The following is a 20,200-nucleotide window of genomic DNA, read 5'->3' as shown; positions in this document are numbered from 1 at the left end:
TCGGTATGACCGTCGGCCAAAAGCAGATAACTACTGAGCATTTCTGCATTGGGGCGCGGGCGGGGTTAATGAATGTGCGATGTCTGGTCCACCGATTGCGGCTGGCATTGCTTCCCCCACGACCCGTACAGCCCACGATGACGACAGCTCGTTCTTCACTGCGCCCGCGATTGCTGGCGTTGGCGGTGTTGCTTGCCACCGCGTCTCCCACACTTCATGCACAGTCCACCACCGGCGCGATCGCCGGACAGGCGCCGGCCACCGCCCAGCGCATCTTCGTTCGCAGCGATACCGGCCTCACCCGCGAGGTGACGGTCGATGGGCGAGGCCGCTTTACCGTCGGCCAGCTGCCACTGGGCCGCTACGTGGTGGAAGCACGCGATGCCGAAGGGAACGTGCTGCAGACCCGCGAGGGCATTTCGCTGACGGTAGGCGCCAGTACCGAGGTGTCCTTCGCTGACGTCACCCGGCTGGACGGTGTGCAGGTCAGCGCCGACCGGGCCGCGGCTGCGATCGATGTCAGCAGCGTGGACTCGCGCACGGTGATCACGGCCGAGCAGCTGCAGCGCCTGCCACTGGGTCGCTCGGCCGAGGCGATCGCGCAGCTTGCGCCCGGGGTCAACGGCAACAGTGGCAATGGCACCTATGCCGGCCCGACCGGTGCACAGCTGGTGAGCTTCGGCGGTTCGTCCGCTGCCGAGAACGCCTACTACATCAATGGCTTCAACAGCACCGATCCACTGCGCGGTCTGGGTGGCCTCACGCTGCCCTACGGCAGCATCGACCAGCAGGAAATCTACACCGGTGGCTACAGCGCCAAGTACGGCCGTTCCGATGGCGGCGTCATCAATGCGGTGGGCAAGCGCGGCACCAATGAGTGGCGATTCGGTGGCCAGGTCACCTGGGAACCAGCATCCACGCGCTCGGACAAGGACGATGTGCGTTACCCGGGCAATGGCGCGCTGTATTCACCGGAAAGCCAGGACCGCGAGTGGGTGACCACGCAGAGCATCTACGCCGGTGGCCCGCTCCTGGAAGACCGGCTGTTCTTCTTCGGCTCGTACGAGCTCGAGCGCCGTGAGGGCACCGACGTCAAGAATGTGGAGGCGACCAATGCCTACTCCCGCTATGAGTACGACCGCCCGCGCTGGTACGCCAAGCTGGACTGGAACATCACCGACAACCACCTGCTGGAACTGACCGGAGCCTCCAGCCGCAATGTCTTCCGGGGCGATAGCTTCGCTTACGACTACGACACGCTCACCCGCGGTGCGCAGCGTGGCAAGGAAGACACCACCAAGACCGGTGGCGACCTGTGGACGGCCAAGTACACCGGCTACCTGACCGACCGGCTTACCGTCAGCGCGCAGTATGGCGAAATGCGTACCGATGACTACATCGGCAACCCGGCCTACGACGGCAGCCTGACCTACATCAGCAGCGCCACGCTGCAGAATCCGGCGCTGAACGGTGGTACGCCGATCACCAATGCGCAGACCACGTCGCTGCTGGTCAACCCGGATCGCGGCAACCGCACCAACAACCTGCGACTGGATGCGAACTACAGATGGGGCAACCACAGCATCACGGTCGGCATCGACAACCAGAATGCCCGTGCGCTCAACCGTGGCTCGGTGGCCTCCGCCGACGGTTACTACTGGATCTATGGCCAGTCCAACCCGAACGTGCCCCTCAATACCGGCCTGGGCGTGCCGGCCACCGGCGGCATCCGCAATGGTGAGGACGGTTATTACGTGCGCCAGTACATCTACAGCGCACTGGCGTCGGTACGCGCCTCGCAGCGGGCGCAGTACATCGAGGACAGCTGGCAGGTGGCCGACCGCCTGCTGTTGAACCTGGGCCTGCGCCTGGATCAGTTCACCAACTACAACCGCGATGGCGACGCCTACATCAAGCAGACCAGCGGGCAGTGGGCGCCGCGGCTGGGCTTCAGCTGGGACGTCGACGGCGACGGGCGCTTCAAGGTGTTCGGCAACGCGGGTCGCTACTACCTCGCGCTGCCGCTCAACCCGGCCTTCAACGCGGCGGGCGCGACGCTGGCCACCTCGACGTACTACACCTATGGCGGCATCGACAGCAACGGTTATCCAACCGACCTCACCGCGTTCTCCGGCGCGGTGTCGGCCAACAACTACTACGGCGTGCTGCCCGATCCGAAGACGGTGGCGACCTCCGGCATCGAGCCGTCCTACCAGGACGAGTTCATCCTGGGCTTCAGCAGGGCGCTCGGCCAGAACTGGGTGTACGGCGCGAAGGCGACCTATCGGGTGCTGCGCAGCGGCGTGGATGACTACTGCGATATCGGCGCGGTGCTGGCCAAGGCCGACAGCCTGGGGTATGACGTCACCAAGGACAGCAATCCGGTCAGTTGCTGGTTGATCAATCCTGGCCGTGCGAACACCTTCAATCTGGTCGATACCAGCGGCAACTACGTAAGCGTGCCGCTGACCAATGCCGAGATGGGCTTCCCCAGGTTCAAGCGCAACTACTACGCGGTGAACCTGTCGCTGGAGCACCCGTTTGATGGCCGCTGGTATGGCCGGGCGGACTACACCTGGTCGCGCAGCTACGGCACCACCGAAGGCCAGCTGCTGTCGGGCATCGGCCAGACGGCGGTGTCGACCACGCAGGCCTGGGATTACGCGCAGCTGATGGAGCACACCAACGGGCCGCAGAGCAACGACCACACCCACCAGTTCAAGCTGCATGGTTACTACCAGTTGACGCCGGAATGGCTGGTCTCGGCCAACCTCAAGGTGATTTCCGGCGCGCCCTTCAGCGCGTTGGGTTCGTATGGCCCGAACTTCGAAGACCCTTCCGGCTACGGCATTGCCTACCACTTCTACAACGGCCAGCCCGCGCCTCCGGGCAGCCAGGGGCGGCTGCCCTGGCTGAAACAGCTGGATCTGGGTGTCTCCTACCGGCCTTCGGTGGCGGCTGGGCGACTGGGCTTCAACCTGGATGTGTTCAACGTATTCAACAGCCAGGTGGCGTTGTGGAAATCGCCGTACTCCGAGTTGGATCCGGGGCAGCCGGACCCGCTGTACGGCGCAGCGACGGTGCGGCAGGCACCGCGCTCGCTGCGCGTCAGCGTGAGCTACGACTACTGAGGGAATGCGCCGGCACGGGCGGGCATAAGCTGCCACCCGTAGGGGGGCGGACGATGCGTGGCTCGAAAACCGGGTTGTGTTGGGCCGGCGGGCACGAGGCCCCCACGAACCGCCCGCCATGGCCGGCAGGCGGAGACTTCATCACAACGGCGGGTTTTCGAGGCCCGGCCACCGATACACGGTGGCCGGGCAACAATTACCTGCCGTTGTGGGGAGTGCCAAGGGATCGGGGCCAATGCGGCCAGGCCCGAGACGTTTCTGGCATTGTCGTATAGGGAGGAGTGGCGCGAGAGGCTTGAACGGCGGGGCTTTCGGTACTTCTGCGACGGCCCCGTCAGATTCGTCTGTTGGAGGGAGAAGAGTGCGTTGATTGCGACAGCGTGCGGCGCGCGTCTGCGAAGGTGCGAGTGACTTTCCACCTATTGACCGTCCAGCACGCCACGCCGAGTCTGACTGCCGTGGCAGTCACTGGGATGTAGCTGCCCGCAGGACGAGAAGTGGTGTTTGAATGGATTCGCCGACCCGTGCAGACCCCGACAAGGATCATTGCAGATGTTGCGCCACAGCCGACCTCTTCTTTTCGCGGGTCTGATACCCCTGCCATGGTTCCTGTTCTGGACCACCGTTGCTGCGATGCTCGCACCCGGTTACAACCCGATTGCACAGCACGCCAGCGAGCTGCTGCAGGCACCCGCGCTCGCAAGCCTGTGCGGACGGATCGCCGCCATCGGCTGCGGGCTGGGGTTCGTACTGTTTGCCATTGCGCTATGGCGGGAATCCGGTCGCCGGATCGCCGTGGGTGCCGCCTGCTGGATGATCTTTGGCGTCTCCATGTTGACCAATGGGCTCTGGCCCATGGGTCATCCGATGCACGGCTTCTACGCCATCGGTATCGCGAACATCATTGCGCCGGCGATGTCGCATATCGAACTGCGGGCCTGGTCGGCCAACCGAAGGGCCTATGCCGTGACTGCCGTGGTGAGCATCGCGGCAGTGGTCTATCTATGGTTGAACCTGGTGGGCGCGGATCCGCAGGGTTTCAGGGGACTCACCCAGCGCCTGTTCTCTTCCATCAACTCCCTGTGGCCCTTCCTGGTCGCGCTGTACCTGCTGCGCAGGGGGCCAAGTGCACTACAGACGCAGCCCGCGCATTGATGGACAGGCGTGCCAGGCACTCGGCAATCGCGCAGGTCCGATCAAGGCTGACATCGACGGGACGCGCATACTGAAAGACATTCCGAAAAGACGACCCGACTTCAATGGCAGCATTCGATCATTCCCTGGTAACGCTTCGATTTTTCGGCGACGACCTTCTGCCGGATGAGATCAGTGCTCTGCTGGGGGCGGCTCCAACCGCCTCGCATCACAAGGGCCAGGAACTTGCAGGCAGCCACTCGGGCGTCGTGCGTATCGCCAGGACCGGAAGCTGGCGAATGGCCGCGATGCGTCGTGAGCCTGAAGATCTGGAGGCTCAGATTTTTGAGATCCTTGATCAGCTCACCGGAGATCCCGCCATATGGAAGTCGCTGGCACGGTTCCGGCCTGACCTGTTCTGCGGCCTTTTCATGGGCAGCAGCAATGATGGTGTCTCGCTTTCGCCCAAGGTCCTGCTCGCCCTGGGAGAGCGCGGCATCGAGCTCGGCCTTGACATCTACGATGCCGATGAAGATGTGCGCAACGCTCAGCACCAATAGACCATCAGTTGATGATCTCGCCACTCCCCGATGCGACGAATTCCCTCAACTGCCGGATGAAGTCCGCATCGTAGGGTTCCCACTCGGTGATCTCACCGACAATCCGCAACGGCTGTGCACTGCGATACGACCGTGTCGGGTTCCCGGGAAACTTCTTGTTGGTGACGTTCGGATCGTCCTCGAACGGCCCGGTCGGTGCCACCACGTACACACGCGGCGGTCCCTCGCCCCGGGCCATCTCCGCGGCCAGCCCGGCACCTTTGGCAATCGTGGTGAAGTAGATGTGGTTCATCACCACGCCATCGCGATAGTTGGAGCCGTAGCCGGCAACCAGCAGATCGCCCGTGGCCAGGTCGGCCCGGGTGCCGTGATAGAACGGCCCGGCGACCTGATCGCAGGTGTCCTGCGAAACGGGTGTCCATTCGGTGTCCTGCGTCATCGCGCTACCCCCAGGTTGTCCTGCCGGATCGACAGGCCGGCGAGTCTAGGGGGCCAGGTGGGCCTTGCTGCAAGGCCCCATCGGGGAAATAATCTGTAAGTGGGAGGCGCAGCGCGCCTCCTTTTCATTCTGCGGCGCGGCGCCCTTCCAGCTCGCGCACCGCTGTTTCCAGCGCATCCAGCTTCTGGCGGGTCTTCAGCAGCACCGCGCGCTGCACTTCAAATTCCTCGCGCGTGACCAGATCGAGCTTGGCCAGCCCAGCCTGCAGCGCGCTCTTGAAGGTGGCCTGCAGTTCCTCGCGTGATTCGCGCAGGCCCGGCGGCACCAGGTCGCTGAGGCGGCGGGCGAGGTCATCGATTTGGTTCAGGTCGATCATGGGGTGCTCCGTGGGTGGCGCCCGCGCATCAGGCGCGGGCAGGCCGTTCAGCCACAAGGATACTGCCGGCGCGCGCTGCCCGGACAGGCGGCCGCGGCGTCGCACCGGGCGCGTTCAGGCGCTATCCTCCACGCCGGAAGACAGGAGATCGACGATGAAGATGGTCATGGCGGTGATCAAGCCGTTCAAGCTTGACGACGTGCGCGAAGCGCTGGCCGAGCGTGGCGTCACCGGCATCACGGTGACGGAGGTCAAGGGCTTCGGCCGCCAGAAGGGCCATACCGAGCTGTACCGTGGCGCCGAGTACGTGGTCGACTTCCTGCCGAAGGTGAAGCTGGAAGTGGCGGTGACCGATGACCAGGTGGAGGCGGTGGTGGAAGCCATCGTCAAGGCGGCCGGTACCGGCAAGATCGGCGACGGCAAGGTATTCGTGTATGACCTGGGCAGCGTGGTGCGTATCCGTACTGGCGAGCTGGACGCAGACGCGCTGTAAGCCGTCCGGCGGGATGTTGTAGCCGAGCCGATGCTCGGCTGCCGTTCCGCCGTTATGTAGAGTCGAGCTTGCTCGACTCTACAAAGAGCAGCCGAGCATGGGCTCGGCTCTACAAGGAGCGGTAAAGCGGTGAGCGGAGCGACGCTTACCGGCGCTTCGCCCACTTATAGAACCGCTTCCAGCCCTGGCGCACTGCGGCCACCCAGCCGGGGTCGGCCACCAGGGCGGCCTGGGTGGCGCTGGGCGCCTGCCCGGTCACGCGCTGGCGGATCTTCAGCAGGTTCTTCATGTCGCTGCGGCGCATCTGCCGGGTCAGCGGATTGCGGCGCAGCCAGCGCGGTGCGCGCCAGGCCGAGGTGAAGTCCAGCAGCACCGGTACGCCTCCGCTGACCACCACGTTGGTGCCGTGCAGATCGTTATGGGTGATGCCGGCCGCATGCAGGCGGCTGAGTGCGTGCTGCAGCTGCTCGAACACTTCATTGCCGACTGCCTGGGCGGTGCTGAGGGTCTGGCCGGGAATGAACTCCATGCCCAGTGCCAGGCCTCCCAGTGTTCCCAGCAGCGCCGGCGCGTGCTTCCAGCCGCCCAGGCGCTGCAGCATGCGCGCTTCACGGCGCACCATCAGGCGTGCGACCAGCGACAGCGGCGTACCGCGATAGCGGGAGTAGTCCTTGATGACGGCCTCGCGGCCATCCAGGCAGATGCGGTAGACATCGGGGGCCAGCAGGCGTTCGCCACGCTTGAGCAGCAGGGGCGTGGTGGCGTCATCGCCGCAGGTCTGGCAGGGGGAGGCAGGAAGGGGCATGGCGGGGTCTCGGACGACCCGGTGGGCGGCGCTGAAGCGTCAAGCGAACCGGTGAGGCGGGGGAAACTGGCTAAACTTTCGTTAAGTCAATTTTAGTACCGGCAAGTTCGCTAATCCACGTTCTGTCGGAGAAATGTCGGGGCCGTGGCTGGAACAGTTCGTCGCGCACGGGCGGACAATTTCGTCTCACTCTTAGGTTTGGGGCATTGAAAATCAATAAGTTGAAGAGGAAATCCACCCGTTCAGCCAAGCGCCGCTGAACATGGCGCACGTGTGGCTTGACCCCGGCGCACGGCCTGCCGACCATAAGCTGTTCATCCGCGACATCGGCGGCCGCCCCGTTCCGGCACGTCCCCGTCCCCTGCCGCGTTGCCACCGATGCCGGCCGCCTGCGCCGTGCATCGCCCCCTGATTCCCGTTCCGGCTGCCGCCGGAGGAAAGTTTTTGATGATTAAGATCGTACTGGCAGTGCTGTTCGTGGCCTGCGTGCTGTACATCCACTTCCGTGGCAAGGTCCGCGCGCGCTGGTCGCGCCAGCTGCTGGACCACTCCAGTTTCATGGCCCCGATCAACGTGGTCATGTACATGTTCTCGAAGGTGCCGACCACGCCGTTTCTGGACCCGGGCAAGGAGTTCCCGCAGCTGGAACCCCTGCGCCAGAACTGGCAGATGATCCGTGACGAGGCGCTGGCGCTGCGCGATGCGCAGAAGATCGCTGCGTCCAGCAGTTTCAACGATGCGGGGTTCAACTCGTTCTTCCGCCGTGGCTGGAAGCGCTTCTACCTGCGCTGGTACGGCCCCTCGCACCCGTCAGCGAGGACGCTGTGCCCGAAGACCGTGGCCCTGATCGAGTCGATTCCGGATGTTCGCGCAGCGATGTTCGCGCAGCTGCCGCCGGGCAGCGAGCTGCGTCCGCACCGCGATCCGTTCGCCGGTTCGCTGCGCCTGCACCTGGGCCTGAGCACCCCCAACGATGATGCCTGCTACATCGAAGTGGACGGCATCCGGAAGAGCTGGCGCGACGGCGAGTGGATGATGTTCGACGAAACCTACATCCACCACGCGCATAACGAGACCGAGCAGGACCGAGTGATCCTGTTCTGCGACATCGCGCGCCCGCTGCGCTTCGGCCTGCCGGGCCTGTTCAACCGTGCGGTGGCCGCCACGCTGCTGGCCGGTGGCGCTTCGCCGAACCTGCCAGGTGATCCGACCGGGGGTGTCAACAAGGCATTCGGCAGCCTGTACAAGGTGCGCCTGAAGGCCAAGGCGCTGCGCGAGCGCAGCGTGGTGGCCTACCAGGTCATCAAGTGGGGCCTGGTGGCGGCGGTGATTGCCGGAATCTGGGCGCTGTAAGCGAAACGCCGGGCATCGCCCGGCGTTGCCTGCAAATGAAAAACCCGCGCTGCTGCCAGCGCGGGTTTTTTGTTGAATCAGCTCTTCAGTGCCGCCTGCACGAACGGCGGGGTCACCAGCACTCCGGTGTGCAGCGCGGCGGTGTAGTACAGGGTCGTGAAGGTCTTGGCGGCCGAATCGGCCTGACGGAAGTCGAAGCTGCTGTCGCCCTTGCGCGCCATGGTCACGCTCCACCAGCCGGTCGGGTAGCACGGCTGCGGGAACGGCAGGGTCTTGAACGAACCGAAGCCGGCCTTGCCCATCTCGGTACGCATCTCGTTGATCAGTTCCAGCTGCATCAGCGGCGATTCGGACTGCTGCACCAGGATGCCATCGTCCTTCAGCGCCTTGAAGCAGCTCTCGTAGAAGGCCTTGTTGAACAGGCCTTCGCCCGGGCCGACCGGGTCGGTGGAGTCCACGATCACCACGTCCACGCTGCCGGCCGGGCAGTTGGCCATGTAGGCCACACCGTCGTCGAACAGCAGTTCGGCGCGCGGATCGTCGTTGGAGTCGCACAGCTCCGGGAAGTGCTTGCGCGCCATCACCGTGACCTGCTCGTCGATGTCGCACTGGGTCACGCTCTCCACGCCCTTGTGCTTGAGCACTTCGCGCAGGGTGCCGCAGTCGCCGCCACCGATGATCACCACGCGCTTGGGGGCGGCGTGGGTGAACAGCACCGGGTGGCTGATCATCTCGTGATAGAAGAAATTGTCCTTGCTGGTCAGCATGATGGCGCCATCGATGGTCATCAGGTTGCCCCAGTCGGTGGTCTGGAAGATCTCGATCTTCTGGAAGGGCGACTGCACCTCGTCCAGCTTGCCGGTGATGCGGTAGCCGATGGCCGAGCCGGTGCGCTCGAAATGCTCGATGTACCAGTTGTTGCTGTCAGTCATGGGACGTGTCCTTCTGGGGTCCTGTTCGGAGGGGGTAGAGCCGGGTTGGCGGCACGGGGCCGCGTGGCGCAAGCCACATCCGGACGGATCGGCCTGTTCAGGTCCGGCAGGAGCCGGGTCACGGGCGCGGGCGCGCATGATAACGAACCTGTGGGCATATAGGCGTTATCATGCCCCCCCTTTTATTGCCAACAAGGCCGACTGAAATGACCGATTGGTCCCTCGACCAAGCCCGCAAGACCTACTCGATCCCGCATTGGGCGGATGGTTACTTCGACGTGGATCAGGCCGGGCACATGGTGGTGAGACCGACCGGGGCGGACGGCCCGGTGGTGTCGCTGCCCAAGGTGGTGGACGCCGCCCGCGAGGCGGGCGCCAAGCTGCCACTGCTGGTGCGCTTCCCGGACATCCTCGGCCAGCGCCTGGGCAAGCTGCAGGCGGCATTCGCCCAGGCCCAGCAGGACTGGGATTACGCGGGTGGTTACACCGCGGTGTACCCGATCAAGGTCAACCAGCACCGCGGCGTGGCCGGTACCCTGGCCAGCCACCACGGCGAGGGCTTCGGCCTGGAAGCGGGCAGCAAGCCGGAGCTGATGGCGGTGCTGGCACTGTCGCGCCCGGGCGGCCTGATCGTCTGCAACGGTTACAAGGACCGTGAGTACATCCGCCTGGCCCTGATCGGTCGCAAGCTGGGCCTGCAGACCTTCATCGTCATCGAGAAGCCGTCCGAGCTGAAGCTGGTGCTGGAAGAGTCCAAGGCGCTGGACGTGAAGCCCGGCCTGGGTGTGCGCATGCGGCTGGCGTCGCTGGGCGCCGGCAAGTGGCAGAACAGCGGTGGCGACAAGGCCAAGTTCGGCCTGTCCCCGCGCCAGCTGCTGGACCTGTGGAAGTCGCTGCGCGATACCGAGTACGCCGATTGCCTGAGCCTGCTGCACTTCCATATGGGCTCGCAGATCTCCAACGTGCGCGACATCGCCAACGGCATGCGCGAAGCCACCCGCTACTTCGTTGAACTGTCGCAGCTGGGCGCGAAGATCACCCATGTGGACGTGGGCGGCGGCCTGGGCGTTGATTACGAAGGCACCCGGTCGCGCAGCTTCTGCTCGATCAACTACGGCTTGAATTCGTATGCCAGCAACATCGTGCAGCCGCTGGCCAACGCCTGCGAAGAGCACGGCCTGCCCCCCCCGCGCATCGTTACCGAGTGCGGCCGTGCGATGACCGCGCACCATGCAGTGCTGATCGCGAATGTGTCCGAAGTGGAGCAGGCGCAGGAAGGCCGCGTGCCGGACCAGCACGATGACGAGCCGGCGTCGATCCGTCATCTGCGCGAGATCCACGAGGAACTGGACGTGCGCCCGGCGGTGGAACTGTTCCAGGAGGCGCAGCACTTCCATGCCGAAGGCCTGTCCAGCTACGCGCTGGGCCAGATCGACCTGCCGCAGCGTGCGCGCATCGACGACCTGTTCTACGCCATCGCCCACGGCGTGCGTGCGCGCCTGAGCTATGACGAGAAGAGCCACCGTCCGGCGCTGGATGAACTGAACGAGCGCCTGGTCGACAAGTACTTCGTCAACTTCAGCGTGTTCGAATCGATTCCCGACGCGTGGGCCATCGACCAGGTGTTCCCGATCGTGCCGATCGAGCGGCTGGACGAAGTGCCGGACCGTCGCGGCATCATTGCCGACATGACCTGCGACTCGGACGGCATGGTCAAGACCTATGTCGAGAACGAGAGCCTGGACAGTTCGCTGCCGCTGCACGCGATCAAGCATGGCGAGAGCTACCGCATCGGCTTCTTCATGGTCGGTGCCTACCAGGAGATCCTGGGCGACATCCACAATCTGTTCGGTGACACCGACGCAGTGGAAGTGGTGGCCGATGCGGACGGCTACGCGATCACCCAGCAGCGTCGTGGCGACACCACCGACGTGATGCTGGACTACGTGGGCTACCGGCTGGACGACCTGCGCGCGGCCTATGCCCAGCGCGTGGCTGCCGCCGGGCTGTCGCCGGAGCGTGCGCAGGAACTGTCGCAGGCGCTGGAGGCGGGCCTGACCGGCTACACCTACCTGTCCGACGAGCCGCTGGTCTGATGCCCGCGGCAACGCCGGGCATGGCCCGGCGCTATCGGTCCTGATGAGCGCCCGCGCGATCTTCCACCTGTTCCTGCATGCCGCCGTGCCAGCCCTGCTGGCATGGCTGTTCTGGCGCAAGCGCTTTGCATCGGCGTGGTTGCTGATGCTGCTGGGCTGGATCATCGATCTCGACCATCTGCTGGCCGATCCGATCTACGCGCCGAACCGCTGCAGCATCGGCTTCCACCCGTTGCACACCGCGCCGGCGATCGCGGTGTATGCCGGGCTGTGCGTGCCGAAGAAGACCCGCCTGGTGGGCATCGGCCTGGTGATCCACATCGTGCTCGACGCCATCGACTGCTGGTGGATGCATCAGCGCTGAGGCGGGTCGTGCAGCGCCGGGGCGGCTCTACCGGGGAGGCGGGGCGTCCGTCGGGGCCAGCGGCAGTTCCAACCGTGCGCGCAGTCCCGGGTTCTCGTTGGAAAGGCGCAGTGAGCCGCCGTGGCTGGCGGCGATCTCCGCGGCGATCGCAAGGCCCAGGCCGCTGCCCTCCACCCGTTCGTCCAGGCGTACGCCACGCTGCATGACACTCTCCAGCTTGGCTTCGTCCAGCCCCGGGCCGTCATCGCGCACTTCGATATGCAGCCGGTCCTGTTTGGCCAGGGCCCGCAGGCGTACTTCGCTGGCGGCCCATTTGCCGGCGTTGTCCAGCAGGTTGCCCAGCATCTCCTCCAGGTCGGTGGCTGCGCCGGCGAAGGCCAGCCCGTGTGCCACGTCCATCTGGAAGCGGATGCGGCGGCCGGCATGCACGCGGGTCATCAACCGGCACAGTGCCTCCACTGCGGGCGCCACCTCGCTGCGCTGGTGGTGGTCCACGGCCAGGCCGGCGGCCAGGTAGCGGTCGATGCTCGCACGCATGCGCGCGCCCTGTTCGTGCACCGTGCGCCGCCAGCCGCGTCCTTCACCCTCCGCCTCGGCCGCCAGCACGCTCAGCGGCGTCTTCAGGGCATGCGCCAGGTCCTCGGCGCTGCTGCGCGCGCGCGCGACCATGCGCTGGTGGTGATCGAGCAGGGCATCGAGCTCATCGGCCAGCGGCGCGATCTCCAGATCCAGCCGGCTGCGGTCGATGCGCTCGGCATCGCCACGGCGGATGCGTTCCAGCTGCTGGCCCAGGCCGCGCAGTGGGCGCAGGCCGAAATGCACCTGGCTGGCCAGCACCGCCAGCCATGCCGCGACCAGCAGGCCCAGCGCCAGCGCGCTGCGCTGACGGAAGGCGGCGGTGTCCGCGTCCAGCGCGCTGCGATCATGGGCAACCAGCGCAATGTAGGGCTGCGATGCACGTGGCAGGCGCACCTGCTGCACACGGGCACGCAGCGATTGCTGCATCGGCCCGCTCAGATTGCGCTCGGCCGGGCCGGTGGCCGTGACCGGCAGCGTCTGGTCCCACAGCGAGCGCGACTGCAGCAGCACCTTGCCGTTGCGGTCGGTGATCTGCCAGTAGGCGCCGGAGAACACACGCTGGAAGCGCGCGTCGTTGGGTTCCTGGCGCAGCCGCAGCTGTCCGTCGGGATCGATTTCCGCCTGCGCGAGCAGAGTCAGCATGTCCTGCTGCAACTCGCCGTCAAGACGGTCGCGCGCGCTGCGCTTGAACAGCTCGCCCAGCAGCACGCTGGCCAGCACCGACACCAGCACCAGGCCGATGCCCCCCACCAGCAGCAGCCGCCGCCGCAATGAAGGCTGGCGCGCGCTCATGCCTCGGCCAGCCGCCAACCCTGGCCACGCACGGTATGGATCAGTTCCACGCCCAGCTTGCGCCGCACCCGGCCAAGCAGCACGTCCAGCGCGTTCGAGTCCGGATCGTAACCGCCTTCGAAGACCTGTTCGCCGAGGCGGTCGCGGCTGATCACGCGGCCGGCGTGATGGATGAAGTAACTCAGTACGCGGAACTCCTGGGGACTCAGCGGCAACGGTTGCCCGTCCAGTTCAAAGCGACCGGCGTTGACGTCAAGCTGCAGGGGGCCGCACTGCAGGCGCGGGCTGGCGTGGCCACGGCTGCGGCGGATCAGGGCACGCAGGCGCAGCACCAGTTCATCGGCCTGGAACGGTTTGGTCAGGTAGTCATCGGCGCCTGCATCGAAGCCGGCCAGCTTGTCGTGCCAGCGGCTGCGTGCGGTCAGCACCAGCACCGGAAAATCGCGGCCATGGGCACGCCAGCGCTCGATCACGCTCAGTCCATCCAGGCCGGGCAGGCCAAGATCGACGACCGCGGCATGCAGGTCCTCGATCTGGCCGATCTCTTCCGCACGACGGCCATCGGTGGCCACATCGACCACGTAGCCGGCCTGCTCCAGCAGGGGCTGCAGGCGCTTGGCCAGCTCGGTGTCATCCTCGGCAAGCAGGATCCGCATCAGTCGTCCAGTTCCATCTTCAACAACGTCCCGTTGCGCGCATCATAGTCCAGCTCCACCACTGCGCCGTCGTCACGCAGGATCTCCACCTCATACACCGCGTCGTCCAGCTCCACCTCCAGCAGTTGGCCGGGCTGGCGCCTGAGCGCGTCGCGCACCACCTGTTCCAGGGGCACGTAACGGCCCTGCTGCACGGCGCGGCGCGCGACCTGCTGCGCCGGGTCCGGCGCAGGGCCGGCAGCGGAGCCCGGAGTGGCCAGGGCCAGCAGCAGGGGCAGGGAGACCAGCATCGGTGACGGATCCTCGGGCGATGGCGACAGGCGCGAGCATGGCACCGCTGACTAACAGCCGACTAACGATGGCCGCTAAGGGGCTGTTAGCCGACCGCGGCATCGTGGTGCTGCCGGAATGGTCCGGCCACGAACAGGAGAACTCCCATGCTGAAGTCGCTCACCCTCGCCACCGTCGCCGTGCTGGCCATCGCTCCGGCCGCGCACGCTGCACCGCTGGGCATGGCCCAGGCCGAGCAGGCCCTGCGCAAGGCCGGCTACACCCAGATCCACGAGATCGAACGCGATGACGGCCTGTGGGAAGCCGACGTCAGCCGCGCCGATGGCCGCTTCAGCGAGGTCTACGTGGACCCGAAGACCGGCGAGATCTTCGATGAGCACAACGGCCGCGCGCTTCTCCCGACCGAGCAGGTGCTGGCCAAGGCACAGTCGCAGGGCCTGCGCGAGATCCACTCGCTGGAGCGCGATGGCGCCACCTGGTCGCTGGAAGCGCGCAATGCCCGCAACCAGAAGGTCGAGGTGCGCCTGAGCGGCTATGACGGCCGCATCCTGCACAGCGAACGCGACGGCTGGCTGGATTGACCGCCTCGGGTAGCGCCGGGCCATGCCCGGCGGCCTGATGCATGCGCTGCGCTCGCCGGGCATGGCCCGGCGCTGCCCGCAGGTGCTTACCAGCCGTAGGGCGGCGGGTAGTCCCAGTAGCCCGGGCCGCGACCGTAGTAGCCGCCATACGGGCCGAAGAAGCCCGGGCCCTCGCCTTCGCTGACGTGGATGTTGAGGTTCACCCCGCGGGTCTTGCCCTCGTCGGTGGTGTAGTTCTTGCTCAGATTCAGCGTGGCGGCGTTGTAGTGGCTGTTGCCGCCGCGCTTGGAGTACCCGATGCCGGTGGTGAAACTGCCGGAGACCTTCACCTTGTCGTCCTGCACGTCGGCGATGCGGGCATCGTCGTGCACGCGTGGGCCACTCTTGTCACCGTAGTAGGTGCCCGGCGGGTCCTGCTGCAACGTCGGATCGTTGAGGTAACGCATCGGCGCCTGCGGCAATGTCAGGTCCAGCCCGGTTGCCTGCGGTGCGGTGGCGCCGGCAGCGGACTGGGCGAGCACGGTCCCGGGCAGGGCCAGGCACAACAGCAGGGTCAGGGGGCGGATCATCTTGGCGCTCCAGCGGACAGGGACCACGCCACACGCGGCGTTACAGGCCGACGCTAGCAGGGCGTGCTTGAATGATGCCTGTCGGCGCCGGATTGGGGTAGAGCCGGGCCATGCCCGGCTGCAGGTCACAGCCGCCCGAACCCGAACAGCTCCGCCAGCGGATGCTTGCGCCGCTCGATGCGGGCCCGCAGCAGCTGTGCGCCGATCATGGAATAGGTGATGCCGTTGCCGCCGTAGGCCATTGCCAGGTGTACGCGCGGCCCCCACTGTTCATGCGGGCCGAAGAACGGCAATCCGTCGGCGGTCTCGGCGAAGGTACCGGCCCATGAGAATGCCGGTACCGGGTCGAGCTTGGGAAACCAGTGCAGCAGCTGCTTCATGAGCTTGTCTGCCTTGCCTTCCACCCGCCGGTCGCGCCGTGCCGGAATATCGATGGCATCGTCCAGCCCGCCCACCAGCAGGCGACGGTCGCCGGTGGCCCGCAGGTACAGATAGGGGCGCGCGCTTTCCCACACCATCGTGCGCTGCAGGGGGCCCAGCACCGCGGCATCGACAGGGTCGGTGATGAAGGCATAGCTGCTGCGGTTGCGTGCGACGCGCTGCGAGAGCCAGCGCTGGTTGGCGTATCCCATCGCCAGCACCACGTGGCCTGCGCGGATCGTAGCGCCTGATTCGGTCTTGGCGGTAACGCCCCGTGTACCTGGCGTCAGCGTGTGCAGCACGGTGCGATCGTGAATGTGGCCGCCGCGCTGGCGCACCCGCTTCAGCAATCCATAGGTGAGGCAGTAAGGGTCGACCCGCGCCGCCTGCCGGGTCAGCAATGCACCGCCGGCGTCCACATCGAAGCGCTCCGCCAGCGCCTCCGGGCCCAGCCAGCGGGCGTCCAGGCCAGCGCTGCGGCGTGCCTGGCCCTCGGCCATGAGGCGGGGCACGTCGCGGTGGCGACTGGCCAGGTACAGGCTGTCCATGCGCCGGAAGTCCACGTCCTTCAGGCCACGCGCCACTTCGCCCAGTGCCGGGATCGCCTCGGCACAGGCCCGATAGGCCAGCGTGGCCGCGTCGTGGCCATAGCGCTGGGCCAGTTCCAGCAGATGGGTGTCGATCTCGTACTGCAGCAGCGCGGTGCTGGCGGCGGTGCTGCCCCAGCCGATGTCGCGCTGCTCGATCAGGGCGACCTCGTGACCGTGTCCTGACAGCTCATCGGCGATCAGGGCGCCGGTGATGCCGCCGCCGACCACCAGCACATCGCAGCGCAGGTCGCCCTCCAGCGGGGGAAATGCCTGGATCAGGCCATTGCGTACGGCCCACCAGGGATAGCCACTTTTCAGGTCCATGGTGATGGGTCAGGCGGTGGGATGGCCGGTGTGCGGCGTGTGGATCAGTTCGGACAGATCGAAGCCCTGCAGCCGCGCCGTGGCCAGATAATGGTCCCGCACGGTGGCGTCCAGCTTCGGCTCCCGTGCCAGCAGCCACAGGTAGCGGCGATCGGGGCTGCCAACCAGCGACACGCTGTAGTCCGGAGCGATCTGGATGACCCAGTAGTCGCCCTTGGCGAAGGGCAGCCAGCGCAGGCCCTTGGGCAGGAAGCTCACTTCCAGGCGCGCGCTGTCGTTGTCGACGGGGCAGGCTTCGCCGCTGGCCTCCTCGACCTGGCCGTCCATGCGGCAGCGGTTGTGGACGCTGACGTTGCCGTTGTCGAGCAGGCTGTAGTGCGCCGAGACATCGGTGCAGCCTTCCGGCTCGTGGCGCATGGGCAGGCGCGCGATCTCATACCAGGTGCCCAGGTAGCGGGGCAGCTTGAGGTCGGCGACGGTCTTCAGTGGCAGCTGTTCGGTCATCGGCAGGCGCAGCGGGAACGGGCCTCCACGATGCCGACGGCCTCGCCACGAGCGGGTGAAGCCGGAGCGATGGCGGTGTCCAGAACATTGCGTCGCCGCGGCGTCATTCCCGCTGTCATCGGCGCGGCGGTATCCTGCCGCCAGCGCCGGGTGTTCCGATCCAACCTGAAGTGGAGGTGCCGATGTACCAGGTGATCCTGTTGAAGAGTGAAACCGCGTTCGCGCGCGAGCAATGGCCGCAGGTCGACGATCTGGTGGACTATGAGGGCGTCAGCTACAGCCTGCGCGCCGGTCCGCGCCAGCCGCTGCCGACCGACCACGACTGGCCTCCGGTGGCGGTGTACGCCCCGGACGAAATCACCGAGGAAGAGTTCCAGGACTGGTATGCGCTGCAGCAGCCGACGGTGGAGGAGCTGCGGTTGAAGTACTGAACCGCGGGGGCGGGTGCTGCGGGCGGTGCCGCCCTGGGCATCCGACCTTGACCGGTCGTGCCGTATAGTCGCGCGCAGGCGCGGTGGTCCGCGCGAACCGGTGTGCATCTGGCGTGTCTTCTTTCCTGCAATCGATCCGCACGCGCGGGCCCTGGCTGGGCCTGCTGCTGGGCGCCGCCCTTCTGCTGTCCGCGCCGGTGTTCGCCCAGGATGAGGCGCCTACGCCGAAGCAGCAGCTGGCACAGATTGACAGCACGCTGAAGGAGATCGCGCGCAAGCGCGACGACGCCGAAGCCACCGAAACACTCGGCACGCTTTCAGAGGACGCCTCGAAGGCCAAGCGGGATGCAGAGGCGCTGGAAAAGTCCCTGCAGCCACAGCTGGACCAGCTCAAAGAGCAGCTGGCTCAGCTGGGTGAAGCGCCGCAGGGCACCACCGAGCCCCCCGACCTGGCCGCGCAGCGACGTACGCTCAGCCGCGAGAGCGATGCCCTGGCCGCCTCGGTGGCCCAGGCCAAAGCCATCGCGGTGCGTGCCCAGCAGTTGAGTGCGGACATCGACAAGCAACGTTCCGCGCAGATCAGCGAGGAACTGGGCCGCAAGGTCGATTCACCGCTGTCGCCGTCGCTCTGGCGGCAGGTGGCCGATCAGCTTCCCGATGACATCGCCCGCGTGCGCCCGTTGGCGCAACAGGGGCGTGACACCCTGGCCAAGGCCATCGACACGCACGGCTGGGGCACCCTGCTGCTGGGCCTGGCCGCAGCACTGGTGATGATGTTCCCGCTGCGCCTGTGGCTGCGCGCGCTGGGGCGCCGGTTTGCCGCCTCGGAACGCGCGCCGGACGGCCGCCTGCGCCGTTCCGGCCTGGCCATGTGGCTGCTGCTGGTGGGCACCCTGCTGCCGGGCTATGCGGTGGTGGTGCTGGTGGCTTCGCTGAATGCCATTGGTGGCATCGCCCCGCGCCTGCAGAATGTGGCCGATGGCCTGGTGGCGGCGACCTTCGCTGCGGCCTTCATCGCCGCGCTCAGCGCGTGCCTGCTGATGCCCAGGCGCCCCTCCTGGCGGCTGCTGAACCTGGATGACACCGCCGCGCTGAAGCTGCGCAAGTACGCCTGGGGTGCCGCTGCGCTGGCCTGGCTGAGCAACGTGCTGGTGGCCATCGACCGTGCCACCCGCACCAGCGACGTGACCACGGTGGCACTGGATGGCGTGATTGCGCTGACCTACCTCGGCCTGATCATGGCCATGCTGGTGACCCTGGCACGCCTGCACCGGCGGCAGACGGCCGAAGCCGAAGCGAAGCTGGAAGCGCAGGCCGAGGGTCTCGGCGCACAGCAGCCGGTGCGCCGCAGCAGTTGGTTGGTACTGGCGCGGGTGGCTGGCAACATCGCGGTGGTGGCGGCGATCATCGCCACGCTGCTGGGCTATGTGAACTTCGCCAAGTTCGTGAACCAGCAGTTGATCGGCGGCAGCATCGTGGTGCTGGCAGCCACACTGCTGTTCAAGTTCGTCGATGATTTCTGCACCTGGCTGTTGAACGCCGACAGCAAGGTTGGCCAGACCATCCTGCTCAGCACCGGCCTGAGCGTCTCCAGGCTGGAGCAGGCCGGCGTGCTGCTGTCGGCGGTGCTGCGCACCTTCGTGGTCCTGATCGCGCTGCTGGCACTGGCCGCGCCCTTCGGCAATGTCGGCTCGATCGTGGAGCGCTTCGCGTCGCTGGCCAATGGCATTCCCATCGCCAAGGACCTGACGCTGGAGCCGGGCCGCATCGTACTGGCCATCGGTGTGCTGCTGGCCGGGCTGGGGGTGATGCAGGTGGTGCAGCGCTGGCTGGCCGACACCTACCTGCCCAAGACCGAACTGGATCTGGGCGCGCGCAATTCAATCAGCACCGTCGCCCGCTATCTTGGCATCATCATCGCAGTACTGTGGGCCCTGACGGTGATGGGACTGAACCTGCAGAAGCTGGCGCTGCTGGTCAGTGCGTTGTCGGTGGGTATTGGTTTCGGCCTGCAGGCGATCACCCAGAATTTTGTTTCCGGCCTGATCCTGCTGGCCGAGCGACCGGTGAAGATCGGTGACTGGGTGAAGCTGGGTGACCAGGAAGGCGACATCCGCCGCATCAATGTCCGCTCGACCGAGATCCAGGTGGGCGACAAGTCCACGTTGATCGTGCCCAACTCGGAGCTGATCACCAAGACCATCCGCAACATGACGATGGGCAACAACCAGGGCCGCATCCAGATCCAGTTCGCGGTACCGACCAGCACCGACGTCGCCGGCCTGCGGCAGGCCATGCTGGATGCCTATGGCGCGCACACCAGCGTGCTGCAGACGCCCGCGCCGACGGTATACATCGACGGCATTGCCGGCGGCCAGATCACCATCAACAGCTTCGCCTACGTGGCCAGCCCGCGGCAGGTGTACGGCACCCGCAGCGATCTGTATTTCAGTCTGTTGCAGATCCTGGCGGAGCGGAACATTCCGCTGTCCACGCCAACGGACATCCACATCACCCGCGACCCCCAGGAGTAGGGGATTCCCGGCAGGGCTGCGCCCTGCACCTGCCGAGGCCGGAGCAACAGCAACAGCAACAGCAACAGCAACAGCAACACCAAGCATTCCATGGGATGCTTGGTGGGTCCGGTTGCGGGGGCCGCTGCAAGTACGTCCATGTAAGCTCGGTCGCCGCATCCATGCGGCTCACGCCCCCCGCAACCGGACCCACCCCGCCTTCGACAGATTTCCGCGATCTGCTGGAATTGCTTTTGGGGTCAGATC

The 20,200-nt window shown here is 66.3% G+C and carries 20 protein-coding genes; 10 read left to right on the top strand and 10 right to left on the bottom strand.

All coding sequences use genetic code 11. The features are described from left to right. Window positions 1-137 precede the first annotated feature (137 nt). From AC06FB_RS07265 to AC06FB_RS07255, 3 genes are all read left to right on the top strand, one after another. Window positions 138-3,131: a TonB-dependent receptor gene (locus AC06FB_RS07265; RefSeq protein WP_478053503.1), complete on the top strand. Its 2,994-nt coding sequence runs from the start codon at window positions 138-140 to the stop codon at window positions 3,129-3,131. A 552-nt stretch (window positions 3,132-3,683) separates the two neighbouring features. Then, window positions 3,684-4,286 (top strand): DUF998 domain-containing protein, encoded by a 603-nt coding sequence (locus AC06FB_RS07260; RefSeq protein WP_164151930.1) that lies wholly within the window; start codon window positions 3,684-3,686, stop codon window positions 4,284-4,286. Between the two features lie 104 nt (window positions 4,287-4,390). Beyond that, on the top strand, window positions 4,391-4,825 hold the full coding sequence (locus AC06FB_RS07255) for a DUF4279 domain-containing protein (protein WP_263176261.1): 435 nt from the start codon (window positions 4,391-4,393) through the stop codon (window positions 4,823-4,825). A 4-nt stretch (window positions 4,826-4,829) separates the two neighbouring features. Here AC06FB_RS07255 and arr read toward each other — a convergent pair whose 3' ends face one another. Both arr and ubiK read right to left on the bottom strand, forming a co-directional pair. Continuing rightward, on the bottom strand, window positions 4,830-5,264 hold the full coding sequence (gene arr, locus AC06FB_RS07250; protein ID WP_065181514.1) for an NAD(+)--rifampin ADP-ribosyltransferase: 435 nt from the start codon (window positions 5,262-5,264) through the stop codon (window positions 4,830-4,832). Window positions 5,265-5,388: 124 nt separating this feature from the next. Then, entirely contained in the window at window positions 5,389-5,640 is a 252-nt protein-coding gene (ubiK, locus tag AC06FB_RS07245; RefSeq protein WP_053518135.1) for a ubiquinone biosynthesis accessory factor UbiK, read from the bottom strand. Between the two features lie 154 nt (window positions 5,641-5,794). Between ubiK and AC06FB_RS07240 the strand changes: the two genes are divergently transcribed. Continuing rightward, window positions 5,795-6,133, top strand: a complete 339-nt coding sequence (locus AC06FB_RS07240) for a P-II family nitrogen regulator (protein WP_005411374.1) — start codon at window positions 5,795-5,797, stop codon at window positions 6,131-6,133. Window positions 6,134-6,278: 145 nt separating this feature from the next. Here AC06FB_RS07240 and AC06FB_RS07235 read toward each other — a convergent pair whose 3' ends face one another. Further along, window positions 6,279-6,938 (bottom strand): RIO1 family regulatory kinase/ATPase domain-containing protein, encoded by a 660-nt coding sequence (locus AC06FB_RS07235; protein WP_478053502.1) that lies wholly within the window; start codon window positions 6,936-6,938, stop codon window positions 6,279-6,281. Between the two features lie 447 nt (window positions 6,939-7,385). Between AC06FB_RS07235 and AC06FB_RS07230 the strand changes: the two genes are divergently transcribed. Further along, window positions 7,386-8,291: an aspartyl/asparaginyl beta-hydroxylase domain-containing protein gene (locus AC06FB_RS07230; RefSeq protein ID WP_478053501.1), complete on the top strand. Its 906-nt coding sequence runs from the start codon at window positions 7,386-7,388 to the stop codon at window positions 8,289-8,291. 77 nt (window positions 8,292-8,368) lie between these two features. Here AC06FB_RS07230 and speE read toward each other — a convergent pair whose 3' ends face one another. Continuing rightward, on the bottom strand, window positions 8,369-9,223 hold the full coding sequence (gene speE, locus AC06FB_RS07225) for a polyamine aminopropyltransferase (RefSeq protein ID WP_053520374.1): 855 nt from the start codon (window positions 9,221-9,223) through the stop codon (window positions 8,369-8,371). Between the two features lie 206 nt (window positions 9,224-9,429). On the opposite strand from speE, the gene speA reads away from it, so the two are divergent. Both speA and AC06FB_RS07215 read left to right on the top strand, forming a co-directional pair. Further along, on the top strand, window positions 9,430-11,319 hold the full coding sequence (speA, locus tag AC06FB_RS07220) for an arginine decarboxylase (protein ID WP_053520373.1): 1,890 nt from the start codon (window positions 9,430-9,432) through the stop codon (window positions 11,317-11,319). Window positions 11,320-11,362: 43 nt separating this feature from the next. Beyond that, on the top strand, window positions 11,363-11,683 hold the full coding sequence (locus tag AC06FB_RS07215; RefSeq protein ID WP_053520372.1) for a DUF6122 family protein: 321 nt from the start codon (window positions 11,363-11,365) through the stop codon (window positions 11,681-11,683). 27 nt (window positions 11,684-11,710) lie between these two features. On the opposite strand, the gene AC06FB_RS07210 is transcribed toward AC06FB_RS07215, so the two are convergent. From AC06FB_RS07210 to AC06FB_RS07200, 3 genes are read right to left on the bottom strand one after another with little or no spacing between them, the layout of a single operon-like run. Then, window positions 11,711-13,054, bottom strand: coding sequence for a sensor histidine kinase (locus tag AC06FB_RS07210; protein WP_053520371.1), 1,344 nt, complete (start codon window positions 13,052-13,054; stop codon window positions 11,711-11,713). Beyond that, window positions 13,051-13,710, bottom strand: coding sequence for a response regulator transcription factor (locus AC06FB_RS07205; protein WP_053520370.1), 660 nt, complete (start codon window positions 13,708-13,710; stop codon window positions 13,051-13,053). The genes AC06FB_RS07210 and AC06FB_RS07205 overlap by 4 nt, the downstream gene beginning before the upstream one ends. Then, the gene (locus tag AC06FB_RS07200) at window positions 13,710-14,000 is read right to left on the bottom strand and encodes a PepSY domain-containing protein (RefSeq protein WP_053520369.1); all 291 of its coding nucleotides are present in this window, start codon (window positions 13,998-14,000) and stop codon (window positions 13,710-13,712) included. The genes AC06FB_RS07205 and AC06FB_RS07200 overlap by 1 nt, the downstream gene beginning before the upstream one ends. 147 nt (window positions 14,001-14,147) lie before the next feature. On the opposite strand from AC06FB_RS07200, the gene AC06FB_RS07195 reads away from it, so the two are divergent. Next, the gene (locus tag AC06FB_RS07195; protein WP_053520368.1) at window positions 14,148-14,582 is read left to right on the top strand and encodes a PepSY domain-containing protein; all 435 of its coding nucleotides are present in this window, start codon (window positions 14,148-14,150) and stop codon (window positions 14,580-14,582) included. Window positions 14,583-14,668: 86 nt separating this feature from the next. Here AC06FB_RS07195 and AC06FB_RS07190 read toward each other — a convergent pair whose 3' ends face one another. From AC06FB_RS07190 to AC06FB_RS07180, 3 genes are all read right to left on the bottom strand, one after another. Further along, a complete protein-coding gene (locus tag AC06FB_RS07190; protein ID WP_065174357.1) occupies window positions 14,669-15,151 on the bottom strand; it encodes a hypothetical protein in 483 nt (160 codons plus the stop codon). Window positions 15,152-15,276: 125 nt separating this feature from the next. Next, window positions 15,277-16,485 (bottom strand): NAD(P)/FAD-dependent oxidoreductase, encoded by a 1,209-nt coding sequence (locus AC06FB_RS07185; protein ID WP_065174358.1) that lies wholly within the window; start codon window positions 16,483-16,485, stop codon window positions 15,277-15,279. Between the two features lie 9 nt (window positions 16,486-16,494). Beyond that, window positions 16,495-16,989: a lipocalin family protein gene (locus AC06FB_RS07180; RefSeq protein ID WP_053520408.1), complete on the bottom strand. Its 495-nt coding sequence runs from the start codon at window positions 16,987-16,989 to the stop codon at window positions 16,495-16,497. A 182-nt stretch (window positions 16,990-17,171) separates the two neighbouring features. Here AC06FB_RS07180 and AC06FB_RS07175 point away from each other — a divergent pair, with 182 nt between their 5' ends. Together AC06FB_RS07175 and AC06FB_RS07170 are read left to right on the top strand one after the other, a co-directional pair. Then, on the top strand, window positions 17,172-17,420 hold the full coding sequence (locus tag AC06FB_RS07175; protein WP_053520409.1) for a hypothetical protein: 249 nt from the start codon (window positions 17,172-17,174) through the stop codon (window positions 17,418-17,420). A 113-nt stretch (window positions 17,421-17,533) separates the two neighbouring features. Next, window positions 17,534-19,954, top strand: a complete 2,421-nt coding sequence (locus AC06FB_RS07170; protein ID WP_065174359.1) for a DUF3772 domain-containing protein — start codon at window positions 17,534-17,536, stop codon at window positions 19,952-19,954. Window positions 19,955-20,200 lie beyond the last annotated feature (246 nt).

It is taken from the genome of Stenotrophomonas sp. Steno-C15 (assembly GCF_056393265.1).
Note: the sequence above shows the minus strand (reverse complement) of the source record. Positions and strands in the feature narration are given on the sequence as shown.